This window comes from Mucilaginibacter straminoryzae (genome assembly GCF_022953055.1).
In the GTDB taxonomy this organism is placed as follows: Bacteria; Bacteroidota; Bacteroidia; order Sphingobacteriales; family Sphingobacteriaceae; genus Mucilaginibacter; species Mucilaginibacter straminoryzae.
In genome coordinates, this window is record NZ_JALJEJ010000010.1 from 39,617 (window position 1) to 63,742 (window position 24,126).

The 24,126-nt window shown below is 43.8% G+C and carries 27 protein-coding genes and 1 pseudogene; 7 read left to right on the forward strand and 21 right to left on the reverse strand.

Going from position 1 to position 24,126, the window contains the following annotated elements:
- Nucleotides 1-31 precede the first annotated feature (31 nt).
- From MUY27_RS17330 to MUY27_RS17340, 3 genes and pseudogenes are all read left to right on the forward strand, one after another.
- Nucleotides 32-289 carry a hypothetical protein gene (locus tag MUY27_RS17330; RefSeq protein WP_245132132.1) on the forward strand — a complete coding sequence of 86 codons (258 nt, stop codon included), beginning with the start codon at nucleotides 32-34 and terminating at the stop codon, nucleotides 287-289.
- 388 nt (nucleotides 290-677) lie between these two features.
- Nucleotides 678-2,141: a hypothetical protein gene (locus MUY27_RS17335; RefSeq protein WP_245132135.1), complete on the forward strand. Its 1,464-nt coding sequence runs from the start codon at nucleotides 678-680 to the stop codon at nucleotides 2,139-2,141.
- Between the two features lie 269 nt (nucleotides 2,142-2,410).
- Nucleotides 2,411-2,557, forward strand: a pseudogene (locus tag MUY27_RS17340) (fibronectin type III-like domain-contianing protein); the annotation flags it as partial.
- A 150-nt stretch (nucleotides 2,558-2,707) separates the two neighbouring features.
- On the opposite strand, the gene MUY27_RS17345 reads toward MUY27_RS17340, so the two are convergent.
- The 10 genes from MUY27_RS17345 to MUY27_RS17390 form a co-directional block, all read right to left on the reverse strand.
- The gene (locus tag MUY27_RS17345; protein WP_245132141.1) at nucleotides 2,708-3,085 is read right to left on the reverse strand and encodes a DMT family transporter; all 378 of its coding nucleotides are present in this window, start codon (nucleotides 3,083-3,085) and stop codon (nucleotides 2,708-2,710) included.
- 10 nt (nucleotides 3,086-3,095) lie between these two features.
- Nucleotides 3,096-4,028: a sterol desaturase family protein gene (locus MUY27_RS17350; RefSeq protein ID WP_245132142.1), complete on the reverse strand. Its 933-nt coding sequence runs from the start codon at nucleotides 4,026-4,028 to the stop codon at nucleotides 3,096-3,098.
- Entirely contained in the window at nucleotides 4,028-5,473 is a 1,446-nt protein-coding gene (locus MUY27_RS17355; protein ID WP_245132144.1) for an HAD-IIIA family hydrolase, read from the reverse strand. Before MUY27_RS17355 ends, MUY27_RS17350 begins: the two co-directional genes overlap by 1 nt.
- An 11-nt stretch (nucleotides 5,474-5,484) precedes the next feature.
- Entirely contained in the window at nucleotides 5,485-6,288 is an 804-nt protein-coding gene (locus MUY27_RS17360) for an SDR family oxidoreductase (protein WP_245132146.1), read from the reverse strand.
- 1 nt (nucleotide 6,289) lies between these two features.
- The gene (locus tag MUY27_RS17365) at nucleotides 6,290-7,633 is read right to left on the reverse strand and encodes an aminotransferase class III-fold pyridoxal phosphate-dependent enzyme (protein ID WP_245132148.1); all 1,344 of its coding nucleotides are present in this window, start codon (nucleotides 7,631-7,633) and stop codon (nucleotides 6,290-6,292) included.
- A gap of 10 nt (nucleotides 7,634-7,643) precedes the next feature.
- The gene (locus MUY27_RS17370) at nucleotides 7,644-8,582 is read right to left on the reverse strand and encodes a transketolase family protein (protein ID WP_245132151.1); all 939 of its coding nucleotides are present in this window, start codon (nucleotides 8,580-8,582) and stop codon (nucleotides 7,644-7,646) included.
- A gap of 2 nt (nucleotides 8,583-8,584) precedes the next feature.
- Nucleotides 8,585-9,448 (reverse strand): transketolase, encoded by an 864-nt coding sequence (locus MUY27_RS17375; protein ID WP_245132152.1) that lies wholly within the window; start codon nucleotides 9,446-9,448, stop codon nucleotides 8,585-8,587.
- Between the two features lie 11 nt (nucleotides 9,449-9,459).
- Nucleotides 9,460-10,284, reverse strand: a complete 825-nt coding sequence (locus tag MUY27_RS17380) for a glycosyltransferase family protein (protein ID WP_262918351.1) — start codon at nucleotides 10,282-10,284, stop codon at nucleotides 9,460-9,462.
- A gap of 1 nt (nucleotide 10,285) precedes the next feature.
- Nucleotides 10,286-11,329, reverse strand: coding sequence for a UDP-N-acetyl glucosamine 2-epimerase (locus MUY27_RS17385; protein ID WP_245132156.1), 1,044 nt, complete (start codon nucleotides 11,327-11,329; stop codon nucleotides 10,286-10,288).
- 127 nt (nucleotides 11,330-11,456) lie between these two features.
- Nucleotides 11,457-12,335: a phosphatidylinositol-specific phospholipase C/glycerophosphodiester phosphodiesterase family protein gene (locus tag MUY27_RS17390; protein WP_245132158.1), complete on the reverse strand. Its 879-nt coding sequence runs from the start codon at nucleotides 12,333-12,335 to the stop codon at nucleotides 11,457-11,459.
- A 370-nt stretch (nucleotides 12,336-12,705) separates the two neighbouring features.
- Between MUY27_RS17390 and MUY27_RS17395 the strand changes: the two genes are divergently transcribed.
- The gene (locus MUY27_RS17395) at nucleotides 12,706-13,074 is read left to right on the forward strand and encodes a single-stranded DNA-binding protein (RefSeq protein WP_245132162.1); all 369 of its coding nucleotides are present in this window, start codon (nucleotides 12,706-12,708) and stop codon (nucleotides 13,072-13,074) included.
- A 24-nt stretch (nucleotides 13,075-13,098) separates the two neighbouring features.
- Here MUY27_RS17395 and MUY27_RS17400 read toward each other — a convergent pair whose 3' ends face one another.
- Both MUY27_RS17400 and MUY27_RS17405 read right to left on the reverse strand, forming a co-directional pair.
- Nucleotides 13,099-13,926 carry an extracellular catalytic domain type 1 short-chain-length polyhydroxyalkanoate depolymerase gene (locus MUY27_RS17400; protein ID WP_245132165.1) on the reverse strand — a complete coding sequence of 276 codons (828 nt, stop codon included), beginning with the start codon at nucleotides 13,924-13,926 and terminating at the stop codon, nucleotides 13,099-13,101.
- Nucleotides 13,923-14,222, reverse strand: a complete 300-nt coding sequence (locus MUY27_RS17405) for a CHC2 zinc finger domain-containing protein (protein WP_245132167.1) — start codon at nucleotides 14,220-14,222, stop codon at nucleotides 13,923-13,925. Before MUY27_RS17405 ends, MUY27_RS17400 begins: the two co-directional genes overlap by 4 nt.
- A 151-nt stretch (nucleotides 14,223-14,373) precedes the next feature.
- On the opposite strand from MUY27_RS17405, the gene MUY27_RS17410 reads away from it, so the two are divergent.
- Nucleotides 14,374-17,118, forward strand: a complete 2,745-nt coding sequence (locus tag MUY27_RS17410) for a carboxypeptidase-like regulatory domain-containing protein (protein ID WP_245132169.1) — start codon at nucleotides 14,374-14,376, stop codon at nucleotides 17,116-17,118.
- A 6-nt stretch (nucleotides 17,119-17,124) separates the two neighbouring features.
- Here the strand turns inward: MUY27_RS17410 and MUY27_RS17415 are convergent, their stop codons facing one another.
- The 3 genes from MUY27_RS17415 to MUY27_RS17425 all read right to left on the reverse strand — a co-directional run bounded on the left by MUY27_RS17415 (nucleotide 17,125) and on the right by MUY27_RS17425 (nucleotide 18,571).
- Entirely contained in the window at nucleotides 17,125-17,523 is a 399-nt protein-coding gene (locus MUY27_RS17415; RefSeq protein WP_245132171.1) for a Dabb family protein, read from the reverse strand.
- Between the two features lie 51 nt (nucleotides 17,524-17,574).
- Nucleotides 17,575-17,946: a VOC family protein gene (locus MUY27_RS17420; protein WP_245132173.1), complete on the reverse strand. Its 372-nt coding sequence runs from the start codon at nucleotides 17,944-17,946 to the stop codon at nucleotides 17,575-17,577.
- Nucleotides 17,947-18,010: 64 nt separating this feature from the next.
- A complete protein-coding gene (locus tag MUY27_RS17425; RefSeq protein ID WP_245132175.1) occupies nucleotides 18,011-18,571 on the reverse strand; it encodes a Crp/Fnr family transcriptional regulator in 561 nt (186 codons plus the stop codon).
- Nucleotides 18,572-18,812: 241 nt separating this feature from the next.
- Here MUY27_RS17425 and MUY27_RS17430 point away from each other — a divergent pair, with 241 nt between their 5' ends.
- Both MUY27_RS17430 and MUY27_RS17435 read left to right on the forward strand, forming a co-directional pair.
- The gene (locus MUY27_RS17430) at nucleotides 18,813-19,190 is read left to right on the forward strand and encodes a DUF5655 domain-containing protein (protein WP_245132177.1); all 378 of its coding nucleotides are present in this window, start codon (nucleotides 18,813-18,815) and stop codon (nucleotides 19,188-19,190) included.
- Between the two features lie 8 nt (nucleotides 19,191-19,198).
- Entirely contained in the window at nucleotides 19,199-19,660 is a 462-nt protein-coding gene (locus MUY27_RS17435; RefSeq protein ID WP_245132179.1) for a DinB family protein, read from the forward strand.
- On the opposite strand, the gene MUY27_RS17440 is transcribed toward MUY27_RS17435, so the two are convergent.
- The 6 genes from MUY27_RS17440 to MUY27_RS17465 all read right to left on the reverse strand — a co-directional run bounded on the left by MUY27_RS17440 (nucleotide 19,657) and on the right by MUY27_RS17465 (nucleotide 24,105).
- On the reverse strand, nucleotides 19,657-20,235 hold the full coding sequence (locus MUY27_RS17440; protein ID WP_245132182.1) for a CAP domain-containing protein: 579 nt from the start codon (nucleotides 20,233-20,235) through the stop codon (nucleotides 19,657-19,659). The two genes, MUY27_RS17435 and MUY27_RS17440, sit on opposite strands and share 4 nt — an antisense overlap.
- Nucleotides 20,236-20,350: 115 nt before the next feature.
- The gene (locus MUY27_RS17445) at nucleotides 20,351-21,073 is read right to left on the reverse strand and encodes a hypothetical protein (protein ID WP_245132184.1); all 723 of its coding nucleotides are present in this window, start codon (nucleotides 21,071-21,073) and stop codon (nucleotides 20,351-20,353) included.
- Nucleotides 21,074-21,202: 129 nt separating this feature from the next.
- Entirely contained in the window at nucleotides 21,203-22,150 is a 948-nt protein-coding gene (locus tag MUY27_RS17450) for a phosphatase PAP2 family protein (RefSeq protein WP_245132186.1), read from the reverse strand.
- Nucleotides 22,151-22,157: 7 nt separating this feature from the next.
- Nucleotides 22,158-22,781, reverse strand: a complete 624-nt coding sequence (locus MUY27_RS17455; RefSeq protein ID WP_245132187.1) for a sterol desaturase family protein — start codon at nucleotides 22,779-22,781, stop codon at nucleotides 22,158-22,160.
- Between the two features lie 5 nt (nucleotides 22,782-22,786).
- Nucleotides 22,787-23,380: a DUF4833 domain-containing protein gene (locus tag MUY27_RS17460; protein WP_245132190.1), complete on the reverse strand. Its 594-nt coding sequence runs from the start codon at nucleotides 23,378-23,380 to the stop codon at nucleotides 22,787-22,789.
- Between the two features lie 2 nt (nucleotides 23,381-23,382).
- Nucleotides 23,383-24,105 carry a CDP-alcohol phosphatidyltransferase family protein gene (locus tag MUY27_RS17465; protein WP_245132192.1) on the reverse strand — a complete coding sequence of 241 codons (723 nt, stop codon included), beginning with the start codon at nucleotides 24,103-24,105 and terminating at the stop codon, nucleotides 23,383-23,385.
- Nucleotides 24,106-24,126 lie beyond the last annotated feature (21 nt).

Sequence of the window (24,126 nt, forward strand, 5' to 3'; positions counted from 1 at the left end):
AATCATATCACCGTTTTTGCTGACAGACATCATGCTTTATTACAAAGGATTTTACGACAACTTAAGAAAGGATATCGATACCAAACTGGGCGATTTTTTAGTTCAGAACCTTACTCGCGGTGTAAATGAGGGATATTACAACGCGCTAATCGACAAGGCGGAGTCGATTAGCTGGTATACCTGGCAATTGAAACACTTGTCGACCGATATAAGTGTGGATAATGAAGAACGTAAGCGGTTATTTGCCCTGACAGACAAGGTTTATCGATGCTATTTAACTTCCTGTTAGTAATAAAAAGGTGTCTCTATGCTTAGTATGGAAACGCTTTTTAATTATTTACCTATGTAGTTTCAGTTCTACCATTCCTGGTATTTAGTAAAGAATAAAAGTATGCTGTGGTAATATTTAAATAAGATAATTTTTATTTAAAATATTTATTTATATTGCATATATTATAAACCTAATCATATGGAAATCAGTGGGATTTCGCTGTTCCTGATATTTTTTGCTTTTACATGGGATTTTTATGTTTCATATATTGAAACGTCACCCCTTTGCGCTAATTTCATTGTTTGTAGCCTCATCTATAGTGTTTTTGAAAACAAGCGCTTATTTATAAATAAGGCATTTTTTAAAATAATATCCATTCCTATTTATCACATAATTCATCCTTATCATGAAAAAGCTAATCACAATTTTATGCTTGCTTATTGCAGTGAGTGCAATAGCATTAATTACCAGGTGCAAAACAGGCCAAACCGGAAAGCAACCTACCGACACCACGATTACTGCAGTTGATCTTCCGACGAACATCGTCCCGGGTTTTAACTTTCCGGAAGATTCCTCTACAATTTATAACTGGGTGAAAGGTACACCGCCAGATACGGTAAGCATGCTAAACCATGCCTGGGGTATTTGGGCCGGGCTTACCGCTCAGTCAGGGCAAACTTTTGGTAGCGATAGTCTATTGGTTTATCAAACGTGGCTGGGCATAGGGGGCATACAAAATCTTATTTTCAATAATATAACCAGTAATAAGGGGATGCGTACCCATACCAGCCCGGTGCTGCTTAGTAAACCCAGGCAATTTTTTGATGCAATTAAATTTGCATCGAAAAAATTAAAAGCAATTCCTTTTGTTGACACAAACTTTATACAATGGGTTGCTGTCGCTTATAACCCGCAAGCCGTCAGTCACGTAGTTTCTAATTCGTTGTTTAAAGCTTCAGTTATTGATTCTCTTCAACGGAATCATATCGGATCAATACCTCAGTTCCCGCCCAATGCACTTACGATTAAACCCGTGTACCTGATTGCAAAACCGGGAGATAAAGCCGTACGTATCCCGGTATGGCCGGGACCTCGGACTACCCCGAATGGTTTTCCACCACAATCATGGAACAATTACGTATGGGTAGACCTAAGCGGGAAGGTTGTTCCTTCAGGTCGGCACCTTAAACCTGCAGATTCCACCGCAAATGCAGCTCAAATTCTCGCTGCTACCTGTAGTGTTAACGATTTTATTCATTTTAAGCTGGATTCTAATATGGCCGCTTATATGAACCAGCAACAAGGGGTTCAAGGTATTGTCGCTAAAGCTGGGGATGTTGCATTGCTGGTTGCAATGCACGTAACCACAAAGGAAATTAATAACTGGACGTGGGAAACTTATTATTGGGCGCCAGACCCTGATAACCCTTTGGAGCCCAGTTCACCAGTTGCTGCTAAGTTAAGACCGGCTCAACTGAAGGGAGCTTCCCGGCACTACGCTGTAGGAGTCGCTTATGCCATGGTTCAACCTAATCAACCAATTAGTGGAGGTACCAATAAGGGAGCCAGCCCTATCTTTACATATAATCCCTATCTGGAAGCGGGATTCGGACCAGCTACGTTTAACCTAAGCAACCAGTTAAACCCTAATTTTAAATATGGTATACAAACCAATTGTATGAGTTGCCATGCACTCGCTGATAATGCTAAAACTGATAACAGCTTTTACAGTGCTGACCAATATATCAGTCTGAACGATACGGCTATATTCAAGAACTACGTTAGATATGACTTTGCATGGTCTTTCCAGGTAGGTGTCGAGAAAGATTTCTCAAAGCTTAAGGAATCCAGGTTCGAAAAGCTCAAATAAGACTATTTATCCCATAGCAGAGAGCAGTTATTAGCTGCTCTCCGCTATAAAAAGTATACTCAAGATTATAATCAGTAACCTTATACGCCTTCTTATAGCTTCCTTAAAGTTTACAAGTGTAATCGAGCAGTAAGCCTGTTTAATTTGCACTTTCAATGCCACCGGAAGTTAAGCCAGTAGCAAAGTGCCGCTTCAACTCCTGATAGGCAATGTCTTTCTTTGCAAATTATACAAATACGCGAAAATAAGCGGGAGAAGAAACTGGACAGCTTTATGTCCGCGATATGGTAGCTTCGGTAACCCGGCCATTGAAAGAGTTAAAAGGTATGAAGAGAGTTTATCTGCAGCACGGTGAAACTAAAACCATCAGTTTTAACATTACCCTGGATGAGTTGAAGTTCGATGATATTATATGAGCTACGCAACAGAACCCGGCGATTTCAAGATATTTATCGGTACCAGTTCGCAACAGATGCAGGAAGCTGCTTTTAAGCTACAGTAGCAGTTCAATAATTGTAAAGCGCTTTATACCAGGTATAGAAGCGCTTTTTTGTATACATGAAATTTTATTGTTTCATCCCCGTCAGAAACCGAAGGCCGAGGATACCCGTCATGATCAGTGAGAGAAATAACAGTTCTAATAAGGTGGTTTTCTGTTTAAGAAAAAAGGTTTCGCTAAGTTTGATTAATACCAGGGTCATGCCGGTCCACACAGCGTAAGCAGTTGCGGTAGACACGCTTTTTGTAGCGAGTGAAAAAAAGTAAACGTTTCCTACACCAAAAACAATATACCCAAGAAACGGCAGCAGAATAGGCAATCCGTAATTTGGGGTGTAGAAGTTATTAAAGCGTAAGGTCTTCAACTCGCTGAAGGTCATTAGCTTTAGCGAGAATGTCCATGCAGTTTCAAATACCGCTGCAATAAGTATAAATATCCAGGCCAATTTTTAAAAGTTATAAAGTGATCTCCTCCTGTAATTCCTCTTTTTGAGGAAGGGGAGATGGTTTGTTGAAAGTTCTACGATACTTTGTCCCAAGGGTCTTCAGCACATTCGGACGCAGGAAATAATAAGATTTAAACCAGGGATATTTCAGCAGTTTTTGTTCATCAAAGCGTTTTACTGAGAAGGCGTGCTGTAAAAAATAATCGCGAGGGTAATCATAATAAAGTCCCCAGTTTTCCGGCTTGTCGCCTGGTGCATGACCGGGATCATAAACGGTACCGAACAGGTAATCCCAGAAAGCAAACTTGGTAGAGAAGTTAGCATGAAAAACCTCCTGATAATTGGCATGGTGCCATAAATGCAGTTCGGGTGTGTTGATGATGTATTTTAGTTTACCAAGGTTCACTTTGATATTTGCGTGAATAAACATACCGAACATGGCATCCAGCATGGCCTTTATCGGAATAACTGCAGGGTCAGCCCCAAGGATGATAATAGGGGCGAATTCGATGGTCTGGTTAATGATGATCTCCAGAATATGTGACCTGGAACCGGCCAGAAAATCAACCTGCTTGCCCGAATGGTGCGCCTCGTGTATACGCCAGAAATATTTATTGGCGTGCTGAAAGCGATGAAACAGATAGATATACAGATCGTGCGTAAACAGGAAAAATAAAACCTGGCACCCAACCGGCCAATGCTTCACAAATTGGATCTGCGACCAGTCATGACTGCGATTGATCGGCGCAATGATGTAATCAAAAATCAGGATCTTTAAAAAGTAGCTTTGAATAAGCGTATACCAAACCAGGTCGACCCAAAAACCCTCTCTGAAAAAAGGTAAGCCCTTACGATAAGGAGCAACCCTTTCCCAGGTAATAATCACAGCGATCCAGGTAAAAAGGATCGCTGTAGTAACTGTAATAACATCCCAGTGCGGCATTATTTTGCTAACTGTTTATCTTTATATTCTTCGCTGATGTTTACCCGGAGGCGTTTCATCGGCGCCAGCTCAGATTCATAAACTTTTTTGATGCCGTCACCTGCGGCGGTTTCTACGTCGCGGATATCGCGCACCAGTCGCTGCAAACCTTGTGGCTCGACAGAAGCAGCATGGTCTGATCCCCACATGGCCCTGTCCAGCGTAAAATGGCGCTCTACAAAGGTAGCGCCCATTGCTGTGGCAGCAACCGTGGTGGCTAACCCTGTTTCGTGGCCGGAATAACCTATTGGTATCCCGCTGTATTTCTCAGACAAGGTGTTGATCATTTTCAAGTTCAATTCCTCTGGCTTACACGGATAGGCAGAAGTAGAATGCGCCAGGAACAGCGGGTAAGCCGGGTCAAAATTATTTACAAAGGCAATCGCATGATCAATCTCCTTCATGGTAGACATGCCCGAAGAAAGCATTAGCGGACGACCTGTCTGAAGTATCCTGGCGATCAGGTCGAAATCGGTTAGCGAAGCAGAAGCGAGTTTGTAGATCACGGTATTAAACTGCTCCATAAAATCTACCGACGGCACATCCCAGGTAGATACAAACCAATCGATGCCCACTTTTTTACAATACTGGTCTATCGCGGCGTACTCAGCAATACCAAATTCGGTTTTACGCTTATAGTCGATATAGCTCATGCGTCCCCATGGGGTATCACGCATGATTTCCCACTGGTCTTTCGGTACGCAAATTTCCGGTGTGCGTTTTTGAAATTTAACTGCATCAGCTTTGGCAGCCACTGCTTCATCGATTAGTTGTTTGGCAATTTCTAAAGACCCGTTATGGTTAATGCCGATTTCGGCAATAATGTAGCAAGGTTCGCCTTTACCAATTTTACGTCCGTTGCTTAAGGTAATTACTTCGGAACGAACCGCAGCAGGAGCTATGGACACATCGGTTTTTGCTTCGATAATCAGTTCGGCAAATTCGCGGAAACAGCCTTCGCCGCCTTTTGCCTGGCAAACGTAATCTGCCTGTGCTTTAATGCCTGGTAAAGCATCAGCGGGGCTGGCGGTAAGGCCTACCAGTTTCATAATTTCTGCATCGTTGTAATCATCACCGATGTACGCAACTTCCGAGGCGTTTAATGCTAACCGCGCGATAATTTCTTTTAATACCTGTGGTTTGTCTTTTACAAAAAGGTGCAGCTCGGTAATCTGCAGTTTCTCTGCGCGGGTAACAACCGACGGCGATTTTTCGCCTGTGATGATGGCGGTATCAATACCGGCAAGTTTGCGCAGCCGTTCTACCCCCATCCCGTCTTTAATGTTGAAACGCTTTTGCGCTTCGCCGTTTTCGCCGTAATAAACGCCGCCGTCTGTAAGTACGCCGTCGCAATCGGTGATCAATAATTTAATGCGAGATGCTTTTTGCAATAAAATCTCTTTCATAGTTGTGTTTTTTAAATGGCTGTCCAGCCGCCGTCTACTACCAGGTTGGCCCCGGTCATGTATGCAGAAGCATCACTGGCCAGGAATATTAAAGCCCCCTGATAATCGGAAGCGACGGCCATGCGGCCTAATAAGGTTTTTGCTGAATAATTTTGTATAAAGAATTCGTTTTGTCCGTTTTCTACCCCGCCCGGTGAAAGGGTGTTCACCCTAATGCCTTTATCGCCCCAATAAGCTGCTAAAAAACGGGTGAAGTTGATAATAGCACCTTTGGTGACAGGGTAGGCGGCAGATTTGTAAAAGGTCTGTTCACCGCATTCGTTCCGGTAGATGGTTTGGTCTGGGCCGACCATACCATAGGTAGAAGCGATATTGATAATGCTTCCGCTACCATTCTGCGCCATGTGGCTGCCAAATACCTGCGAGCATAAGAAAACGCCGGTTACATTTACATCCAGCGATTTCTGGAAAGCTTCCAGCGGATAGTTTTCAAAAGCAGAAAGCTCTTTGGCCATCGCCGGGTTCTCGAACATATCATTAATGGCAGCGTTATTAACCAATATGTCAATGTTTTCGTAGCGCGCTAAAACCGTCTGTAATGCCGCTTCTAAAGATGCTTTATCGGTTACGTCAATTGGTAAACCTAGGTGCTGTGCGCCAAGCTGTGCAGCAAAAGCAGCCGTCTTTTCTGCGTTAGTATCCGCAACAACCACGTTTGCCCCGGCAAGGGCAAGCGCCTCGCAATGCTTGCGGCCTATGAGGCCCAGGGCACCCGTTACAATGGCTGTTTTACCTTTTAAAGAGAACAGCTCCATATCAGATTGCTGCAGTTTTAGGTTTAATATTATAGTTGCTTACCTTTCTGAATACGGCTTCAAGCACTTCGCCTTTCAGATAACTTTTTAAGTCGCCGCTTTCGATAGCTTCTTTTACAATCGGTAATACTTCGCGATAGGCAGATAGGGTGTAGTTGATATCCTCTTCAGAATGGCTGAAGCACATGTTATGGAAACCGGCCCATAGTACGCCGCGTTTGATCATCTCCTGTTGCATTAAAGTTTTCACTTCAAGCCCGTTTCCGGCCTCTGGTGTGAAAGTGACCATGCTGCGGCAGTTATAGCCAATGCAACGGGTGTAATTGTCTACCCCCAGCTCAACAGCCAACTGATTGTAACCATCTTTCATCAGGGCGCCTTTTTCATCCAGATATTTCGGAACGTTTTTATCGCGCAACTCGTGGATGGTAGCGATACAAGCCGCTAATGAAAGCGCCTCGCCGCCAAAGGTGGTATAACTGAAAACTTCAGCGTTAAATAAGTCCATCACATCCGCGCGGCCGGTAAGCAGCGCGATAGGCATGCCGTTAGCGCATGCTTTGGAAAATACAGCCAGGTCTGCCTTTACATTAAAGTATTCCTGCGCACCGCCTAACGCAATGCGGAAACCAGTCCACATTTCATCAAAAATCAGCAGCGTGCCATTGGCTTTACAAACTTCTGCCAATTCTTGCAGGAAGCCGGGTTTTGGCGCTTCGAAGATAAAGGGTTCAAGAATCAGCGCAGCTACGGTTTCATCCAGCGCGGCTTTGATAGACTCGATGTCGTTATACTCAAAGGTATAAGTCATTTCCTGTATGGCTTCAGGAATGCCTGCGTTCCGGCTGGTGATACCGATATACCAATCGTGCCAGCCGTGGTATCCGCAGCAAAATACTTTTTCGCGGCCGGTGAACGCCCTGGCTACGCGGATGGCAGCAGAACAAACATCAGCACCGGTTTTAGATATTTTAACCGCTTCTGCATTTGGAACAACTTCGCAGATTAGCTCAGAAAGTTCCACCTCCAGCGGGTGCATTAGCGAGAAGGTAATGCCGTCTTCCAACTGGCGTCGTATCGCATCATCCACGGCAGGGTAGGCGTAACCTAATGAAACCGGACCGATGGCCGCGTTGAAATCAATGTATTCGTTACCGTCTGCATCCCACACGTGTGCACCTTTTCCTTTAACCAGGTATTTGGGTGCAACGCCTTTGGTGAACTGTCCAGGCCCTTTAGCCAGGGTTTGTGTTACCGGCTTTTGTACTTTTAATGCGCGCTCGTAAAGTTTATCAGATTCGGTGATAACCGGATAGTTATTTTGAAGATCTATTTGATTTGGCATAGCAGGATTGTTATTCAGAGAATTCGGGAAGTGATATTTGAGATTGTGTGTAGGATGTTTTGTACCCCAGGATATTTTCGGCAATCTGTTTGCCGGTAAAGCCTTCGTGCTGCAACACCTGTGGCAGCAGGGCAGGTTTAAACCATTTATCTTTTAAAGCCATCGGCATCACCCTGGCTGTTTTGGCGTGTTTCAACAATACTTCAGCAACGATACTGTAAAGCCCGCCGGTAACAAAATGGTCTTCAAGCGTAACCACCAGATCAGACAAAGCGGCCGTTTCCAGTATAGCCTGTTCATCTACCGGTTTTAAACTACGCATATTGATCAGTCCGGTAGAAAGGCCTTCTTTTTTCAGGATATCTACCGCGACTAACGCCTGTTCAAACAGCAGGCCGTAGGTAAGTATGGTAACATCCGTACCGATAGACACTACTTCGGCTTTACCCATTTCAAAAGGTTGGTGAACGAAATTTGTCTGCCGGGTATTGATACGGGTATAAGCAGGCTGGGCAGAATTCCAGATGGTTGGCAGCATTTTCACCAGGTCGTCTTCGTCAGCCGGGGCGAACACAGTTACATTCGGAATGCCACGCATTAAAGAAATATCTTCAATGGCCTGGTGGGTAGGGCCGTTTGCATCAGACAAAAAGCCGGGGATAAAACCGCTTAGTTTGACGGGCAGGTTAGCGATGCCCGCATCCGTACGGAAAAATTCAAAAGCACGCATGGTCAGAAACGAAGCCAAGGCATGAACTACCGGAGTTCTGCCACGCAACGCCAGACCGGCCGCAGCACCAATTAGCGTTTGTTCTGTAATTCCGGTATCTATAAAGCGCTTGCCTAACAGGTTAGGCAGGTTGCGGATCAGCGCCCTGTTTTCGGCCGTCATCACAATGACCTTTTCGTTCTCCAGCGCTGTTTGTGTTAATAGTTCTTCGTAGGTCATGGTTAACGTACAATTAGGGTTTCTGATGTTAATGTGGTTTGGTGCTGGCCATGAAGTTCAAGCAGTAGTTGCTCCACTTCATCTGCAGAAAAGTTGCAGAACCAACGGTCGGCGCGTTCCTGTATACTTGGTAATCCTTTGCCACGGACGGTATCGGCAATTACCACATTAGGTTTCCCTGATTCGAAAGGGTAGGCCGAAAATGCCTGATGCAGTTCTGTGAAGCTATGGCCGTCCACGCGTTTTACCGCGGCACCAAACGCCAGGAATTTATCTGCAAGGGGTTCCAGCGGAATCAGTTCTTCTGTGCGGGCATTCGCCTGGAAGAAATTACGGTCGACCACAAAGATCAGGTTATCCAGTTTATGCGCACTTGCAACCAAGATAGCTTCCCAGCACGTACCTTCGTTCAGTTCGCCATCACCAAGGATGCATACTACCTTGTTGCTGCTGCCGCAGATCTTGAGGTCCATCGCAACGCCGATAGCTACTGATGGCAGGTGACCCAATGAACCTGAATGAAATTCAACCCCGGGTATGTTGGTATTGGGGTGCCAATAGATATGGTCTTCGGTAGAGAGGTGATTCTGAAGCCTGGTTTTTTCCAGCAACCCCAGTTCAACAAAGGTGCCGTAAAGCGCGGGTACATCGTGCCCCTTAGAAAGGAACAGGTAATCCCGGTTGGGGTCTGCCAAGTTAGATTGGTTGATGTTCAGAAACTCGCTGTAGAGATAAACGATAAGGTCTACAGCCGATAGGGAAGCGCCGATAAAGCAACCCCCGTTTGTGGAAAGGCCGATCACATGTTCGCGCACACGCAGCGACCGTTCTTCTAATGTTTTATAATCTAATGATGATACTGTCATTTAATTTTTGGTTATGACTTCCCGTTTTCGGTCGAAACGTCACGGGTTTGTTCTGCGGTAATGGTCTTTAGTTCGTCAAGGTGGTTGCGGTACCAGTTTACCCCTGCGTATGCAGCGTTGATCTGGTATATCTCAGGTTTTTGTTCAAGCAGGTTTAAAATATCGCCACAACTGAATTGCGGGTTTATGGGATACAATTCTTCAAATACACGTTTGATGAATTCATAATCGGCTTCATAGTCTATGGTAAATCGGTGCGACATCGAATAGTCCAGCCCGGTTTCCCAAACCACATTGCCGATCCTGAAATCATCCGGATTTTCCCATATATAAGGTGTGGTATGTTCTAATTCCAGTGGTTTTCCTGCTTCCCAATAGGCTTTTGCCAGGCAATCAATACTCATCACTTCCACATCGTTACCATCGGGCCAGGTAGCCGGATGCAGGTTGCTCACGTAGTCGTATTTATCTGCATGGGCAAGGTAAAAGCCTAATACTTCGTCTATGGCAGCAGGGTCTATCAGCGGGCAATCGGAAGGTATTTTAAGCACAACGTGTGCTTTGTGCAGCAGGGCAGCCTGGTAGTGCCGTTCCAGAAGGTTGTTTTCGCTTCCGCGGAAGCAGGGTAGGCCCAATAGTGCGGTTTCGTTCTCTATCGCATCATCCATCGGGTCGAGCGAAGTTGCCACCAGTATGGTCGCCCTATGCTTAACCATTTGCAGACGTTCAATCATCCGCGATAGCAATGTTTGCCCCAGGATTGGCATCATCACTTTACCGGGAAGCCGTGTTGATCTCATCCTGGCCTGAACGATAATTAATAGCTTCTTATCCATATCAAAACATCACTTCTTCGTAGTGCAGGGCATACAGCGGCTCGTAATTGAAAGAGCTCAGGAAGGTATCGCGGTCCATGCCCGAATTGAGGAAAGACCGGCAGATATGGGCAATGTTTTTTGCGGATGTCCCTTCGTTTTGCAGCGGCGTAAGCTTGTCCAGTTCATCAACATCAAACCAGGAATGCACTTTTTTACCCAGCGCCATACCCGTATACACCACCGTAGAATACTGTGTGATCAGCTCACAGCAATTGGCAATCATGGCGTTGGTATTCCCCTGATGGAAGATCAGCGTATCGGCAGGTGCGTATTTTTTGATCTCTCTGGTAGCTCTTTCTACGTTCTCGTTCGGATGAAGCTTGAAAAGCAGTTGCCGACCATTTGCTATCTCGACCGCTTTTTTTATAAATGCGGGACGGTTTTCGTAGCGGAAGGTCTCACGCATGTCGGTAGTGGCAACCATTACATAACCCTCATACGGGAAATCATTTACCTCGTATTGTTGCAGATTATCGTAATTTGGCATACCGGTAACCATAATCCGGTTGGCATCAGTCCCTCTTTTACTGAAGTATTGCTTATAGCCCTCTGATGCTGCACAATAGATATCGCAGATATTTGAAGCGCCGTTCAACGAGGTATTACCCGGTAATGATGGCGGTAGATGCAGGGCCTTGACGACGCGGCTCAGGAGGGTATAACGGTCAACCATACCTTCCTGCACCCAGATGGTCTTTGTTTGGCGCATACGGCGTGGGACGATCAGGTCGGAACAGTAGACCACCAGGTCGTACTTGTTCAGGCGTGCCCCGTAATCAATCTGCAGGTAGTGTTTTCGCAGGTATTGCTCAGAGTTTTTCCTGAACTGCCCGGCGAGTATTGTGCCATCTAAAAGCGTAGTGTTCCTGATCAGGAAATTAACAAAAGGGGAATCCGAAAACAACTGGCTGAACCAGCAGTCAAACTCCGGCAGCTCCTCAGCAATCTGATGCATTTGCTGAGTTTGATTTAGCGAGCCGGTAATAAATAATATCTTCAGCATCAACAGTTTCAACTTAACCCAGCGCCCCACGCGGATATATCCGGAGTCATACGATCAGCAGGGGGTGCTGTTAGCTAAAGGTAAAGCTCATGTATGAAGTTAACATGAAGTTTAAGTTTTAGAATGGTTAATAATTTTGTGTTAAAGGGTTGAATGTCAATGCTTCATTAACCGGATGTTTAGCTAAGTTTAACTTCCTGATGAGGAAATCTTTTAGTTCTACAATCCGATCCGTATTAATCAGGTCTACACCGCAATCCAATAGTTCCTGCCATACGACCGGATCTTCCGGCGAAGCCCATAACCGCACTTTTTTGCCTTGCCGATGGGCTGCATAAACAAAGGTTTTAAGATGATGCCGTTCTGAAGGCGTAATCTCGCCGATACCGTTCCAGTTTAGGAGGCGGGAGTAGCGGCAGCTTGCCGTCTGATAAACGGAGGCAGCAAGGGTATCTGTTTTTACTTTTAACAGATCCTGGTCTATAAAAGCCAATCGCTCTTTTTGTGCCATCATCAATTGTAAAGGCTTGTGGCCGGTGATTACAATGGTGAGCTGCCGCTGTATGTACACGCCGTTTTCGTACCCGGAAAGGATAGATTTATATTTCTTTAATAATTGTTCCAGGGCCAGATAGGTGCTTTCTGCGTCTGATTTAATGTCGATCATTAGCGTAACCGGCTGGAGCGGGCATACAGCTTTATTGCTGACACCGGTAATGCAATCGTATAAGGGTTTCAGGTAAAGATCTTCCAGGTTTTTGTTTTTTCGGAATATGGGTAGCAGGTGCGCGACAATCAGCCTGTTATTGCGTAGGTAGATGTCTGCTTCAATATTACTGTAACCATTTTCCAGCGCATCAAATAAGGGTCTTTTGTGCCAGTAATCGTTATGGGCGAACGCATTTTGCAGGGTAATATTCTGGGAGTAGACTTTTAAGCTGAACAGGATCAGGGCAAGTGAGGCTAATAATTTAAGGTGCTTCGGGCAATTCCTTGCGGGCTGCATCGGTAATTATTTATATACAAATCTACCAAGCAATTATTACCAGAGGATTAACTTGGCATAAAGGGTATGCCAATAATTTGTTAACTAATTGAAACGCCAGGTGATAGTAGAAGCAACGTCAAAATTTCTATTCTTAAAAATTAAAATTTAACTATTAAATAAAAACACGTATTAGTCCCAGTGTGTTTCCACGTATAAATACGTATGAGGTACTTAATAGCTTTAGTAATTTCGTATTAAAGTCTGTAAGGTTTGTGCGATTAGTTTTCCCGGGGATATAGGTTGTTCAGAGAAGTACTGCAATTCACCTACATGGGATATCAGGCGTACAGCTTGTACAGCAATCAAACATCTATTAAACATCATACTTATGCTAACTAATTCGGGAGTAAACAAAGTGATCTTAGTGGGGCGTATTGCCAAAGAACCCTGTAACTCTTCTGCAAGCAATGAACCGTTAATGCAGTGTTTTCAACTCGTAACACAGGAATTTATCAAGAAGAACGGCGAAAATCAGGAACACAATGAATGGCACCAGGTAAAAGTGCCTGCGGGGGTTAACGATGAAAGGTATGCTTTAAAAAAAGGCGACCTGGTTTATATACAAGGTAAGGTGGAAACCCGCAAATACATAGATGAACAAAACATTAAGCGTTATGTTACCGAAATTATCGCCAATAGCCTTCAGGTGCTTAGCCCTGCACAGGCGCAGGAACTACTGATGCTGCAAAGTGCCTGATAGAACTGTAAGCAGCATATAGGTTCATCGCGAAAACCGCCTGAAGAAATTCCAGATGGTGAGGCAGGCATCGAGGTTGTGCGATACTAGCCCGATGAAGTGTTTATCGGCATACTGTGGGCCATTTGGCCAAGTGTGCCCACCATTATTTATGGTGTAGCTGCAAACCTGCATCTTATTTAAGCTGCTGGTGTAAATTTTAGCGGTAACAGTGGTACTGTCTTTCGCGTGGTCGGTAATTTCTTGCGTAGAGCGGCTATCGCACGCATTAACATTTACCCAAATATCAATCATCTGCTGATGGCTGTAAACATCGCCCCCTGCTGCTTTTGTTGGACCGCCGTTGTAGGGCACCATCGGATCGCGCGTGCCATGGATATACAAAACCGGTAAGGGTGTCATTTGATGGATTGCTGCGTTCCTGTCGAGCGTTGCCGCGACCGCAGCCATTGCCGTTATTTTTTCTGGGATTTCGCAAGCCAGCCTGCTCGCCATGAAACCGCCGTTAGACATGCCGGTAATATAAACGCGGCGAGTATCTATAGGGTAAGTTGCGATAAGGTGATCAATTAGTTCGCTGATAAATGCGACATCATCTACACCAGCCAGGTTTGCTTTGGTTGCGCGCCCGTCGTTCCAGGTTTGGGTAATACCTTCAGGGCAAACAATAAAAAACGGCTCTTTTTCAGCCAATGGCCTGAAATCGGCAAAAGACATCATCTGCGCAGCGCTTCCCAATGTGCCATGCAAAGAAACTATCACTGGCAGCAGATCTTCCGTATCGTTTTCGGGTTGAAAGATCAGATACTCGCGCGTCCGGCCATCGGCAACCAGATTTACACGATTCGTCATACCGTTATATTGGTATGCTGAAATTTTAGTTTTTCGGCAAGTTTTTTCACCACTTCAGCACGCGGCATTTGTTCTATTTCTGAAAGGAACTCAACCGGACCTCCATCTTTTCCGCAGCCAAAACACCTGAAAATATTTTTCTGTGGCGAAACCATTAATGAATTACCCTGGTCGTTATGAAACGGGCATTTGCCTCTTAACGCTTTATGGCTTTCTGACAACGGGAGGTAGGCGGAAATGATCTTGGCGATATCAGCATTCTGCTGAACGTAGGTGGTAATAGCTTCAAAACTCATAAGAAGCTGCAAAGCTACTAAAACATGGAAAACCTTGCGTCAAAAATACGCTTCAGCTGTTAGGCAAAAGCCGGTTTGATTAAATTTTTTTATCTTCATCAAAAACATAACCAATTGTTTTTGCCATCTGGCTGCCTAACCAATCAACCCTATGAAAATCCGCCTAATTGCCTACATGGTATGTGTATTATTGCTATTACCTTGTTTTGTAAAGAGCCAGGATCGGGATAGTACCCTGATACGGCTTAAAACTATGCTGGGCACACTGAAGAAGAATGAAAGTCTGTTAGCTAACGAGCACATTTATATTCATACTGATAAATCTTATTATGCACAAAGTGATACTTTATGGCTAAAAGCGTATGTGCTGACTGACTATTTAAGCGCAACCGAAAAAAGTGGTATTGCTTATCTCGAGTTTGTGAATGATACAAATATTGTCGTAAAACGTTTAATGCTGAGGTTGTATGCTGGGGTCGCTCAAGCGGCTGTACCTTTAAATAATGTTGAATTTGCTGATGGTAACTATACACTGAGATGTTACACCAACTGGATGCGCAATTTCGGCGACAACCAGTTTTTTTCGCGGACGTTTTACGTCGGTAATACCAATAGGGATAGCTGGTTCGTCAATACCTCTGCTGAGGCAGGCAAAGAACAATTGAAAATAGCGCTGCAATTCAAAAAGCCTAATGAGGAAGCTGTTTCTTACCAGGATTTACGTATTAAAGTATATAACGGGAAAAAACAGCTTTTTTCTGAAAAGATGATGACCCGGTTGGACGGTACATTGGATATGAATATACCTGTACCCCTGAATACAAATGAGGTGAATGTAAGGGCTGAAACTTTAAAAGGAAATCTGCGTCGTATCACTGTTCCCGTTAGATTCAGTACGGATGAGGTGGCGGATCTGCAGTTTATGCCTGAAGGAGGGATGCTGGTAGCCGGGTTACGTACGCGAATTGGTTTTAAAGCGCTAAATGCGGAAGGATTAGGGGTGGCTGTTAATGGAACGATAGCAGATAGTAAAAAAAATATACTAGCTTCCCTCGTAAGCACTTACAAAGGAATGGGGAGTTTTACGCTCAACCCAACAGCAGATGAAAATTACACGGTAACCATCACCATGCCAGACGGTACGCAAAAGAGCTATGCCTTACCAAAAGTTCAAAAAAGCGGGACTTCTTTAAGCATCGCCAATCCGTTATCAGATTCAATCAACGTTAAAATAAACTGCAGCCCTGAATTATCCGGTGATTACATGCTCATTGCAAGGAGCCGCGGGCAAGTGTATTATGCCGCAAAATTAAGCCTGAATGGTAACGCAATGGCAAAGCCTATTGCTAAAGCACTTTTCCCTACAGGCATTGTGGAGTTTACTTTATTGAACGGGAAGGGAAACCTGTTAAATAGCAGGCTTGCTTTTATAGATCACCATGATGATCTGCAATTAACTTTAGACTATGGTTCGGCGATCTATCATCCGGGCGATAGTGTAAGCATGGTATTGCAGGTAAAAGATAAAGATGGTAAACCTGTGCGCGGAGCTTTTTCTATGGCGGTAACGGCGGATGCAACTGTGAAAACTGATTACAAAGCCAATGAGAATATCTGGACGCAATTGTTAATTGCGGGTGGGGTGAAGGGAAATATCGAAGAACCGGGATGTTATAGGCAGACATCGGATCCTCAAATGTGGAATGCGTTAGATCTGTTGTTATTAACGCAGGGCTGGAGCAGTTTTAACTGGGGACAAGCGCTCAACCCTGCTTATAAGCCGCTTTATCAGCCTGAAGCAGATTTCACCATCGCAGGAAGGGTGACCAATATGTTTAATAAGCCGGTCGCTAAAAGTCCGGTGATGTTGTTTACAAACAAGCCCCCACTGATCAGAGATACCCTGACAAACGACCAGGGAAAGTTCTATTTTACATCGCTGCCTTCTTCAGATACACTTGCCTATCATATCCAGGCGCGCAACAAAAAGGGTAAAAGCTTTAATGTAGGTATTGCAATGGAAGAATTTAAGGCACCGGATGTAAGTTTAAATCCGGTACGACGGTTACCTTGGTATGTGAATACAGATAATACATTAGTCCGATTTGTGCAGAACAGTAACAAGCAGCAGCAGGTGGTAAAAGATCATATACCCGAAGGCGCAAACGTGCTTAAAGAAGTGAAGGTCAAGGCTACAAAAATAATCAAAGGGTCCCGTAGCCTGTATCAACCCGGAAGGGCACGATATACTTTCGACCAGAAGGATATGGAGAAAGCCGGGAAAAAGACTTTGTACGATTTATTTGTAGAACGTATACCCGGTTTTATGGATGGAATAGTACTGAAAACAAACTTCCGCTGGTTTCTGATCTATAATAGCCCGACGATGGTTGTGGTGGACGGAGTTAGCCTGAATGCTATTTACCAGCCTCTTTTGTTCGAAGATTACCGCAGTTGGTTGCAGTCTCAAACCGCAGAAGACGTATTGGGAATAGAGGTGTTTTTAAATGCCGCCGAGTATGAGGTTACTTATTTGCATTCTTTGTTGCCATCAAATCAGATACCATTTATAGAAATTACTACCAGAGCAGGAAAGGGACCTATCATTCCATTTACCGTCGGAACTTATTTGTATAAGCCTATGCCATTTGCACAGGTAAAACAGTTTTATAAACCGAGGTACCCTGTTAAAAATCCCGCACTACTTGCTACAGACCTTCGTTCTACCATACATTGGGAGCCCAATATCATCACCGATTATAATGGCAAAGCAAAGGTGTCGTTTTATGCTGCGGGCACACCAGATAAATATACGGTTATAGTGGAGGGGGCCGATCTGCAAGGAAACATTGGCTACGCCGAAGGAAAAGTTTTAATTGCCAGCTCGCCTAAGTAAGGGTTGTCATACATTTTGGATATCGTATACCACCACTTTCTCCCAAAGGTGACTGTAGTTTTTGATAAATTCCAGGTGTACGGGATGATCCTGATAGGTTTTCTGCGCTTCGAGACTGTCGAAAAACATCAGTTCAGATACTGCCCAGCTTTGGTCGACAACATCACGCTTTTCCGTGGCAGCAACTATGCCTACCTGCAACTCCCGGATGGTCTCTATTTTAGAAAGGGTTTTAACACCTTCCACCAGTTTGTCGCGGTCTGCAGTGGATGACGAATTCTTCAACCAGAAAAAAACGTGGTGGACAATCGGGTAAGTATTTTTAGTGGTAGCCATAGCGGGTAGGGTAGTACTGGCAGTAGCTGCAGTTGCTGCAATAATAAAGTTTCTGCGGTTAGTTTTCATAGATGGTTGATAAGTATATAAGTAGATAAATTTAACCTGACATTTGAGCGCCTAATTTGATTGGTGAAATTCACCAAAGTGCCAAAGTACTCCGGAGGGATCATGCAAAAAACATTCTCGTCCCCAATGTTCTACCCTTATTGGGGTAAGTTTTGCTCCCGGATATTTAACTTTTAAATTTAAGGTTAATAATTCGTTCCAGAACTGTTGCACGTTTTCAACTTCTAAAAATACCATAGTATTATCTATCCAGTCTTTCACAAAAGCATCCTGAAGATAAAAAGCCAATTGTTGTATTCTGAAAAGGGACATTGCAGGCGTCAAGATCGTTTCCTCAAAGCCCAAATCGCGATAGAAACTTCTTGAAGTTTCGAAATCCTTTGCACCGATGAATGGCCTTATTGATACCGCGTTTTGTTTCATTGTATTTGTTTTGAACAAAAATAAGAACCAGTGCCATACCGGCTGCTTGATTCAAATCAAGAAATCAGATAGCTTTTGCAAATTTTTCCCGCACTCTGCTTAAAGTTTCTGGTGTAATCTTTAAAAATGAAGCAATCATTTTTAACGGAAATGCCTGTAATAGTTGAGGCCTGTGTTCAAATATAAACTGATATTTCTGTAGCGGTGTTAGCGCATTATCGAAAAGATGAAGTCTTGAAGCCGGGAATGCCAATATCTTGTTTAGTTGTAGAAAGGCAGAAGACTGGGCGATTAAATAATGTATGGATTCGATACTGATTTCAAAAATTTCAATATCTGTAAATGCCGCTATTGCATGTTCCGAAGGTGTTTGGGAAACAAAGCTTTGGTGATTTAAAAACCATTCATTTGCCGTATGTAAGTCGACTACGCGCAAATCCGACGCCGAGTTAAACTCATACTGGTGTACTGCGCCTTGTAAAAGGAAGAAAAGAGATTTACATATCTCGCCCTTGGATAACAATACGGTTCCTTTTTGAACTTGCCGGTGCGTAACTTCTTTTTCAAACAGTTGGATTTCACGCGCGCTGTAAGTTCCTGTTGTCGTTAACGCGTTTGAAAACATATCGTTATTTCAATTTCTTGATAGGAAGATTGCTGTTAAAGTTAACTATTCTCTGCAAGGAAAATCTTTTTCCTGGCGTTAAAATATCTATATAACCTTTCCGTCTGGATTGTGTAACAACAAAAAACGTCGTGCGTGCTGTTAGTACATAACAGCACTATTTTTTCTTTTGATAAATAAATAAATAAGTTTCGCAATTATGTAAAAAATAATATTTATTTAACTAAAATCCATTGTTAACATGTCCGTATACCCTACCACCGATCCAGAGGCTTTAAAAGCTTTTCTTTCAGAACAGTCGTCTGCCTCCGTTCAGTTGTTTGATCATTTTATAGGCAGCTACCTGGATTTATATCCGGTTACGTTGCATCCCGCGAAGACGATGATCGGGGTTGCAACGCCGCGTAGGCGGATAGCATATGTTAATCAATTCGGGAAGAACTTTTTAAATGTCGTATTTATGTTCAAGCAGCCTTATCATGATAATTTGTGTTTCGTTAAGATAGCTGAGGTTACTGGTCAGCATCAGTTTAATCACCACTTGCGGATTTATCATCCGGAGGACATCAATGAAGAGGTGCTGCACTTTATGAAGCTGGCATATGAAGAAGGTTTATAAATTTGTGCATGAACAAACCTATCGAGATTATCCGGAAAACACGTGAACACGTATTGAAGCTGATTGAGGGACTTAGTATTGAAGAGTTGAATAAAGTGCCTGCAAACTTCAACAATAACATCATCTGGAATATGGGCCATATGGTAGCAGCGCAACAGGGGGTATGCTACCGCCGTGCAGGTTTAGAGCTGCATATCACGCCTGAGTTTTTTGAATTATACAAGCCCGAATCTAAGCCCGAACGCTTTATAACAGTGCAGGAACTGGAAGAAATTAAAACGCTGTTCTTTTCTACTATAGATTTTTTAGAGCAGGATTATCAAAACGGGTGTTTTGATAGCTACGTGGCCTGGACAACCAGATATGGTGTGGCAATCGACGGCATAGATGATGCCATTACTTTTCTGCCGTTCCACGAAGGCATGCATACAGGCTACATCATGGCCCTGAAACGCGCCATAAAAAGTTAATCAGCTCGGCCGGAAATGGTCTTTTTGTAGATCAGCCGGCCTTTTTTGATCAGCTCTAACTCTTTAGCCGAGAAAGATTCGCGGCCGCCGAAATCTTGTACCCAATAAAGACCGTTACGGGCTACGCCGATCTCCCTGAAGTCCGGGTTCATCAGGTTTTTGCAGTGCCCTTCACTTTCAAACCAGCCGTCCTGCACTTCTGCAATACTTGTTTGCCCATAGGCAATATTCTCGCCTATGGCAAAGCTTTTAAAACCATCATAATTGTACCCGGCATTAATGATCCTGTTTTCTATCGTGCGCCCATCCTTACTGGTATGGCTAAAATAGTCACGTCGATTCATGTCCTTAGCGTGACCCGCAGCAGCTTTTTCCAGATCGCTGTTCCACACCAGGGGCGGCGCCGGTGGGTAGAACTTCTTACCGCAACTACAGCCTACCGCTCTAACTCGATTTATTCTTGAAAGAAACTCATTCCCGAAACTATAATCAGAAAGGTTTTGCGATTTTACTAATACCGTTACAAAAAGCATCGCCAGAACAGCTATCCCGGCACTAATCCATCTCTTCATCATCTATTATTACCGACAAAAAAAGCAGTTAGAAGTTTAACTGCTTAATAACGTTTTCTTGTCAGAAATATGATGATGGTTATCCCGATCACCAGAGCGATGCCAGCCAAAGCGATGATTAAAGTGACACGCTTGTCTGCCGTGTGTTTTGGTCGCGGCGGTTGCTGACGGTATAAAACTTTTTTCCGGTTTGCAGTTTGGCCATTTGCTTAACTGCCGAATCCCGTTTCATGCTATCCTTTAAACCTGCATATCTTTTTGCAGCCGTCTTCTTTAGCAAAGGTTGCCCTGTTAGGGTGTAATATTGAACATAAGCCTGCATTACATCCGCCTGCTCTTTCCCGAAACAATTAGCCGAAGCTAAAGTAAGCGCCTCTCTTAGGTCGCCTTTAGCCAGGTTGTAATCCTTGATGTCCATTTTTATCTGGGCAAGCTTTACCAACGTGTTGATAATATTGGTTGCATCTGCTTTTTCGCGGGCCAGGGTGTTGGCTTGTAAGATAAACCATTTCGCCTGCGTATATTTTTTCTGATCGTGATAAACAACGGCCAAACGTTCATACGAACGGCGCATGCCTACCGTATCATCCACCTTATAATAATGATGCAATGCCGAAAGGGTGTAATGCAGGGCATTTTCCTGGTACATGTTTTTCAGCGAGCGGTCTTGCAAGGCCCCGTAATTCATATAGCGGTTTGCCATCTGGTTATACAGGTCGGCTTTTAAACTATCCGAAGCGCTGTCGTTAATGATTTTCTGCAGGCTGTCTACAGGATTCGTAGATGCAAAAGAAAGTGTAACGCCAAGCGTGAATATGGTGAGGAGAATGAACTTTTTCATGGAGTATGAGATAATATCACTTACATACTCCATAAAACAAATCTTGTGCCGAAAATTTAGAACAGTTGATAACTTACTGTAAAACAGTAAAATAAGGTTTATTGCTTTTGAGAATATCGTTAATTAGAATTAACTTGTTATAAGCTTTTCGTAACTATCAAGGAAACGGCGAATAGAACCAATATGGTTTGCGCACCAGTTAAAAAGGGAAATACCAATAATAGCGCAGGTTATGCCCGCCATTACATCCATTACATAATGGTGGCTAGCGTAAACAGCAGTGAACCAAATACCAATCATCACCGTGGCAAAAACTAGGTTAATCCAACCCAACTTATTTTTCAATCCGTAGTAGAGCACAATCACCGGGTAGGACGAATGCAGGGAAGGCATAGCCGCAAAAACATTCGAGCCTTTTTCGTAAATGCCTTTAAAAATACCGGCATGGAAATATTGGTCAAAGCGGTCTAAGCCAGCCGTACTGCCTTTTGTAAGCGGGATAAAGTTAAAGCCATGTTCCTGTATAAACCACGGTGGTGCAGCAGGATACGTGTAGTAAATAATAAAGCCTAAAAAATTCACCAGGAAAAACGTGAGCGCAAAGCCCAGGAACTGGCGCGGACGCGTGAACAATAAGTATGCAGCAAAGCCAAGCGGCACCGGAATCCAGCACAGGTAAAAAAAACCGGTGATCACGTCTGCCCAGGGTTTACTGATTTCTTTAAGGTATTCGTTAGGGGTTAAAACATCTCCACCTGTATGAATGCCGAATAGTTTTTTTTCGGTTTGATAAAGGTCGCCAATATGAACTGGGTGGAAGTGATAATTAGGGAACGCCTTCATATAATCGAAGATGATCCAGTACACGATGAAAATCGCGAATCCGGTAACAAATCTCCTGCTATAGCCCGATAGGTAGTATAGTCCATTTACCAGACAGATAAGCACCACCTGATCCGACTTAAAGCCGACTAAAAAATAAGAAAGCGCCAGGTAAAGTACGGATGCCAGAATAAGCGAGAAAACCGTTTTGGTATTAACCGGCGGAAAAAGTTCGGCAGAAGAAGCAATCCCCATTTTTAAATTAACGCTTCTCAAAATCGGTACGGAATACTTTGTCCCAAATTTTTGAACTTACGCCATAGCCTTTTTCAGGGTCCTGATAATGGTGCAGCATGTGATGCTTTTTAATTTGTTTCCAGATACCGCCTTTAAAATTAAAGTGATGGATGGCGTAGTGCCCGATATCATAAAACAAATAACCAAGAATGAAGCCCGGGAAGAATGCAAATACGTCGGTATTCAATGGCAATATCGCCCTGAATAAAAAGAAGAATAATGCGGCCAGCGGAATACTTGCAGACGGCGGCATTACTAAACGCATTTTATCGCTCGGGTAATCGTGGTGTACTCCGTGGAAAATGAAATGCAACCTTAAAGCCCATGGTGCTTTTGGTACAAAATGGAATACAAAACGGTGTAAGGTATATTCAACAAAAGTCCAGATGAACAAACCGCCGACAAATAATGCTAAAAAGCGTAAGGCGGACGTCTGTACATCAAAAATAGAATGGTAAGCGCAGTATAAAATAACCGGAAGATAAATAATAACCGGAACGAAGAAATGAACTTTAGAAAGGCTTTCTAAAAAATCACTTTTAAACATCCGGACTGACTCTTCCGAGTTCGACACATAATTCCGTTTCATACTAATCAGGGTTTAAATCTATCGGTTACTTCCTGACCGGTTACCGGGTCAGATCCTTTAATTTCTACGTATAATACATTGGGCACCCAAAAGCTGCCGCCCTCTATGCGCACAAAGATACGATGTAATATCACCTGTTTCTGTGCTATTGTCGCAAAAATGTGATACTTGCCGTCATTGGCTTTCATCAGGGTCATGGGGTACTTTTTGTAGCTCACCAGTCTGATATCGTATTTACCGTTGCCAAGTTCTTTTTGTACCAGGCCATAAGCAAATTTCCGTTGGATGAAGTTCAGCTCTTCTTTCTGCCCCTTTTCGTTATACTTTATCCAATAGGGGTGTACCGGGGTTTCATTATCCAACTGGCCATCACTGCCCACGTTCAATTCATAGACAATGGTATTGGTGTTGGGATCGCGCTGGATGTAAAACAAGCGTGGTAAACTAGTAGGAAGTGCGGGGAACTTTAGCTCTGTACGAATCTTTGCCTTCGCAGTGTCTTTAGCAAGCGAATGATTTCCCGAAGCTGGTTTCAGATTAAAGCTGCTTAATAAGAAAAAGCAACCCGCAAGTGTTGTAAGTAATAAAAATCGTTTCAATTTTAACGTAAGTTTTTTTCCTTTTCCATCAGTGCTTTTTTAGAATCCATTAACCGGCGAAAAGCGGTTAAATTGGTAAGCACGGCAAGTATCGTAATCGGGATGGTGAAGATAGACATGGTTTCGAAAACGTGATATTTAACACCGGGGATATACAATTTGTAATCGCCACCGGCATATTGCGAGAAAACGCCGCAAATGATAGCAAACAACCCGATAGTAATCACACGTTCCGGGCGCTGCATCAGGCCGCCTTTACATTCTATCCCTAAACCTTCAGCCCGGGCACGAACGTAGCTCACCATCATGGAACCAATCAGTGCAATAAAGGCAAATAAAGAGCTTAGGAAATAATGATGGGCCACCAGGTACCAGCAGATCCCTAAGAACATAATTAATTCACTATAGCGGTCTAAAACAGAATCATAAAGTGCCCCGAAGGTCGATTTCATGTTACCCAGTCTGGCCACCTGCCCGTCAAGCATATCAAACAGGCCTGCAAATAAAATTAAGCCGCCGGCCCAGCCCACGTAGGTAAAGTCGCCGCGGTTACCTTCTTCTGCACCTACGACAAATATTACCGCAACGCCGATATTAAGAATGAAACCAATAGTGGTTACCGCGTTAGGCGTAAGGCCAATACGGATCAGCAGCTTTACAAACGGATCAATAACCTTGTAAATACTCAGTTGTAATGTTGTTCGCAGGGATGTATCTTGTGTCATATTGAAAAAAACAGTACAAAG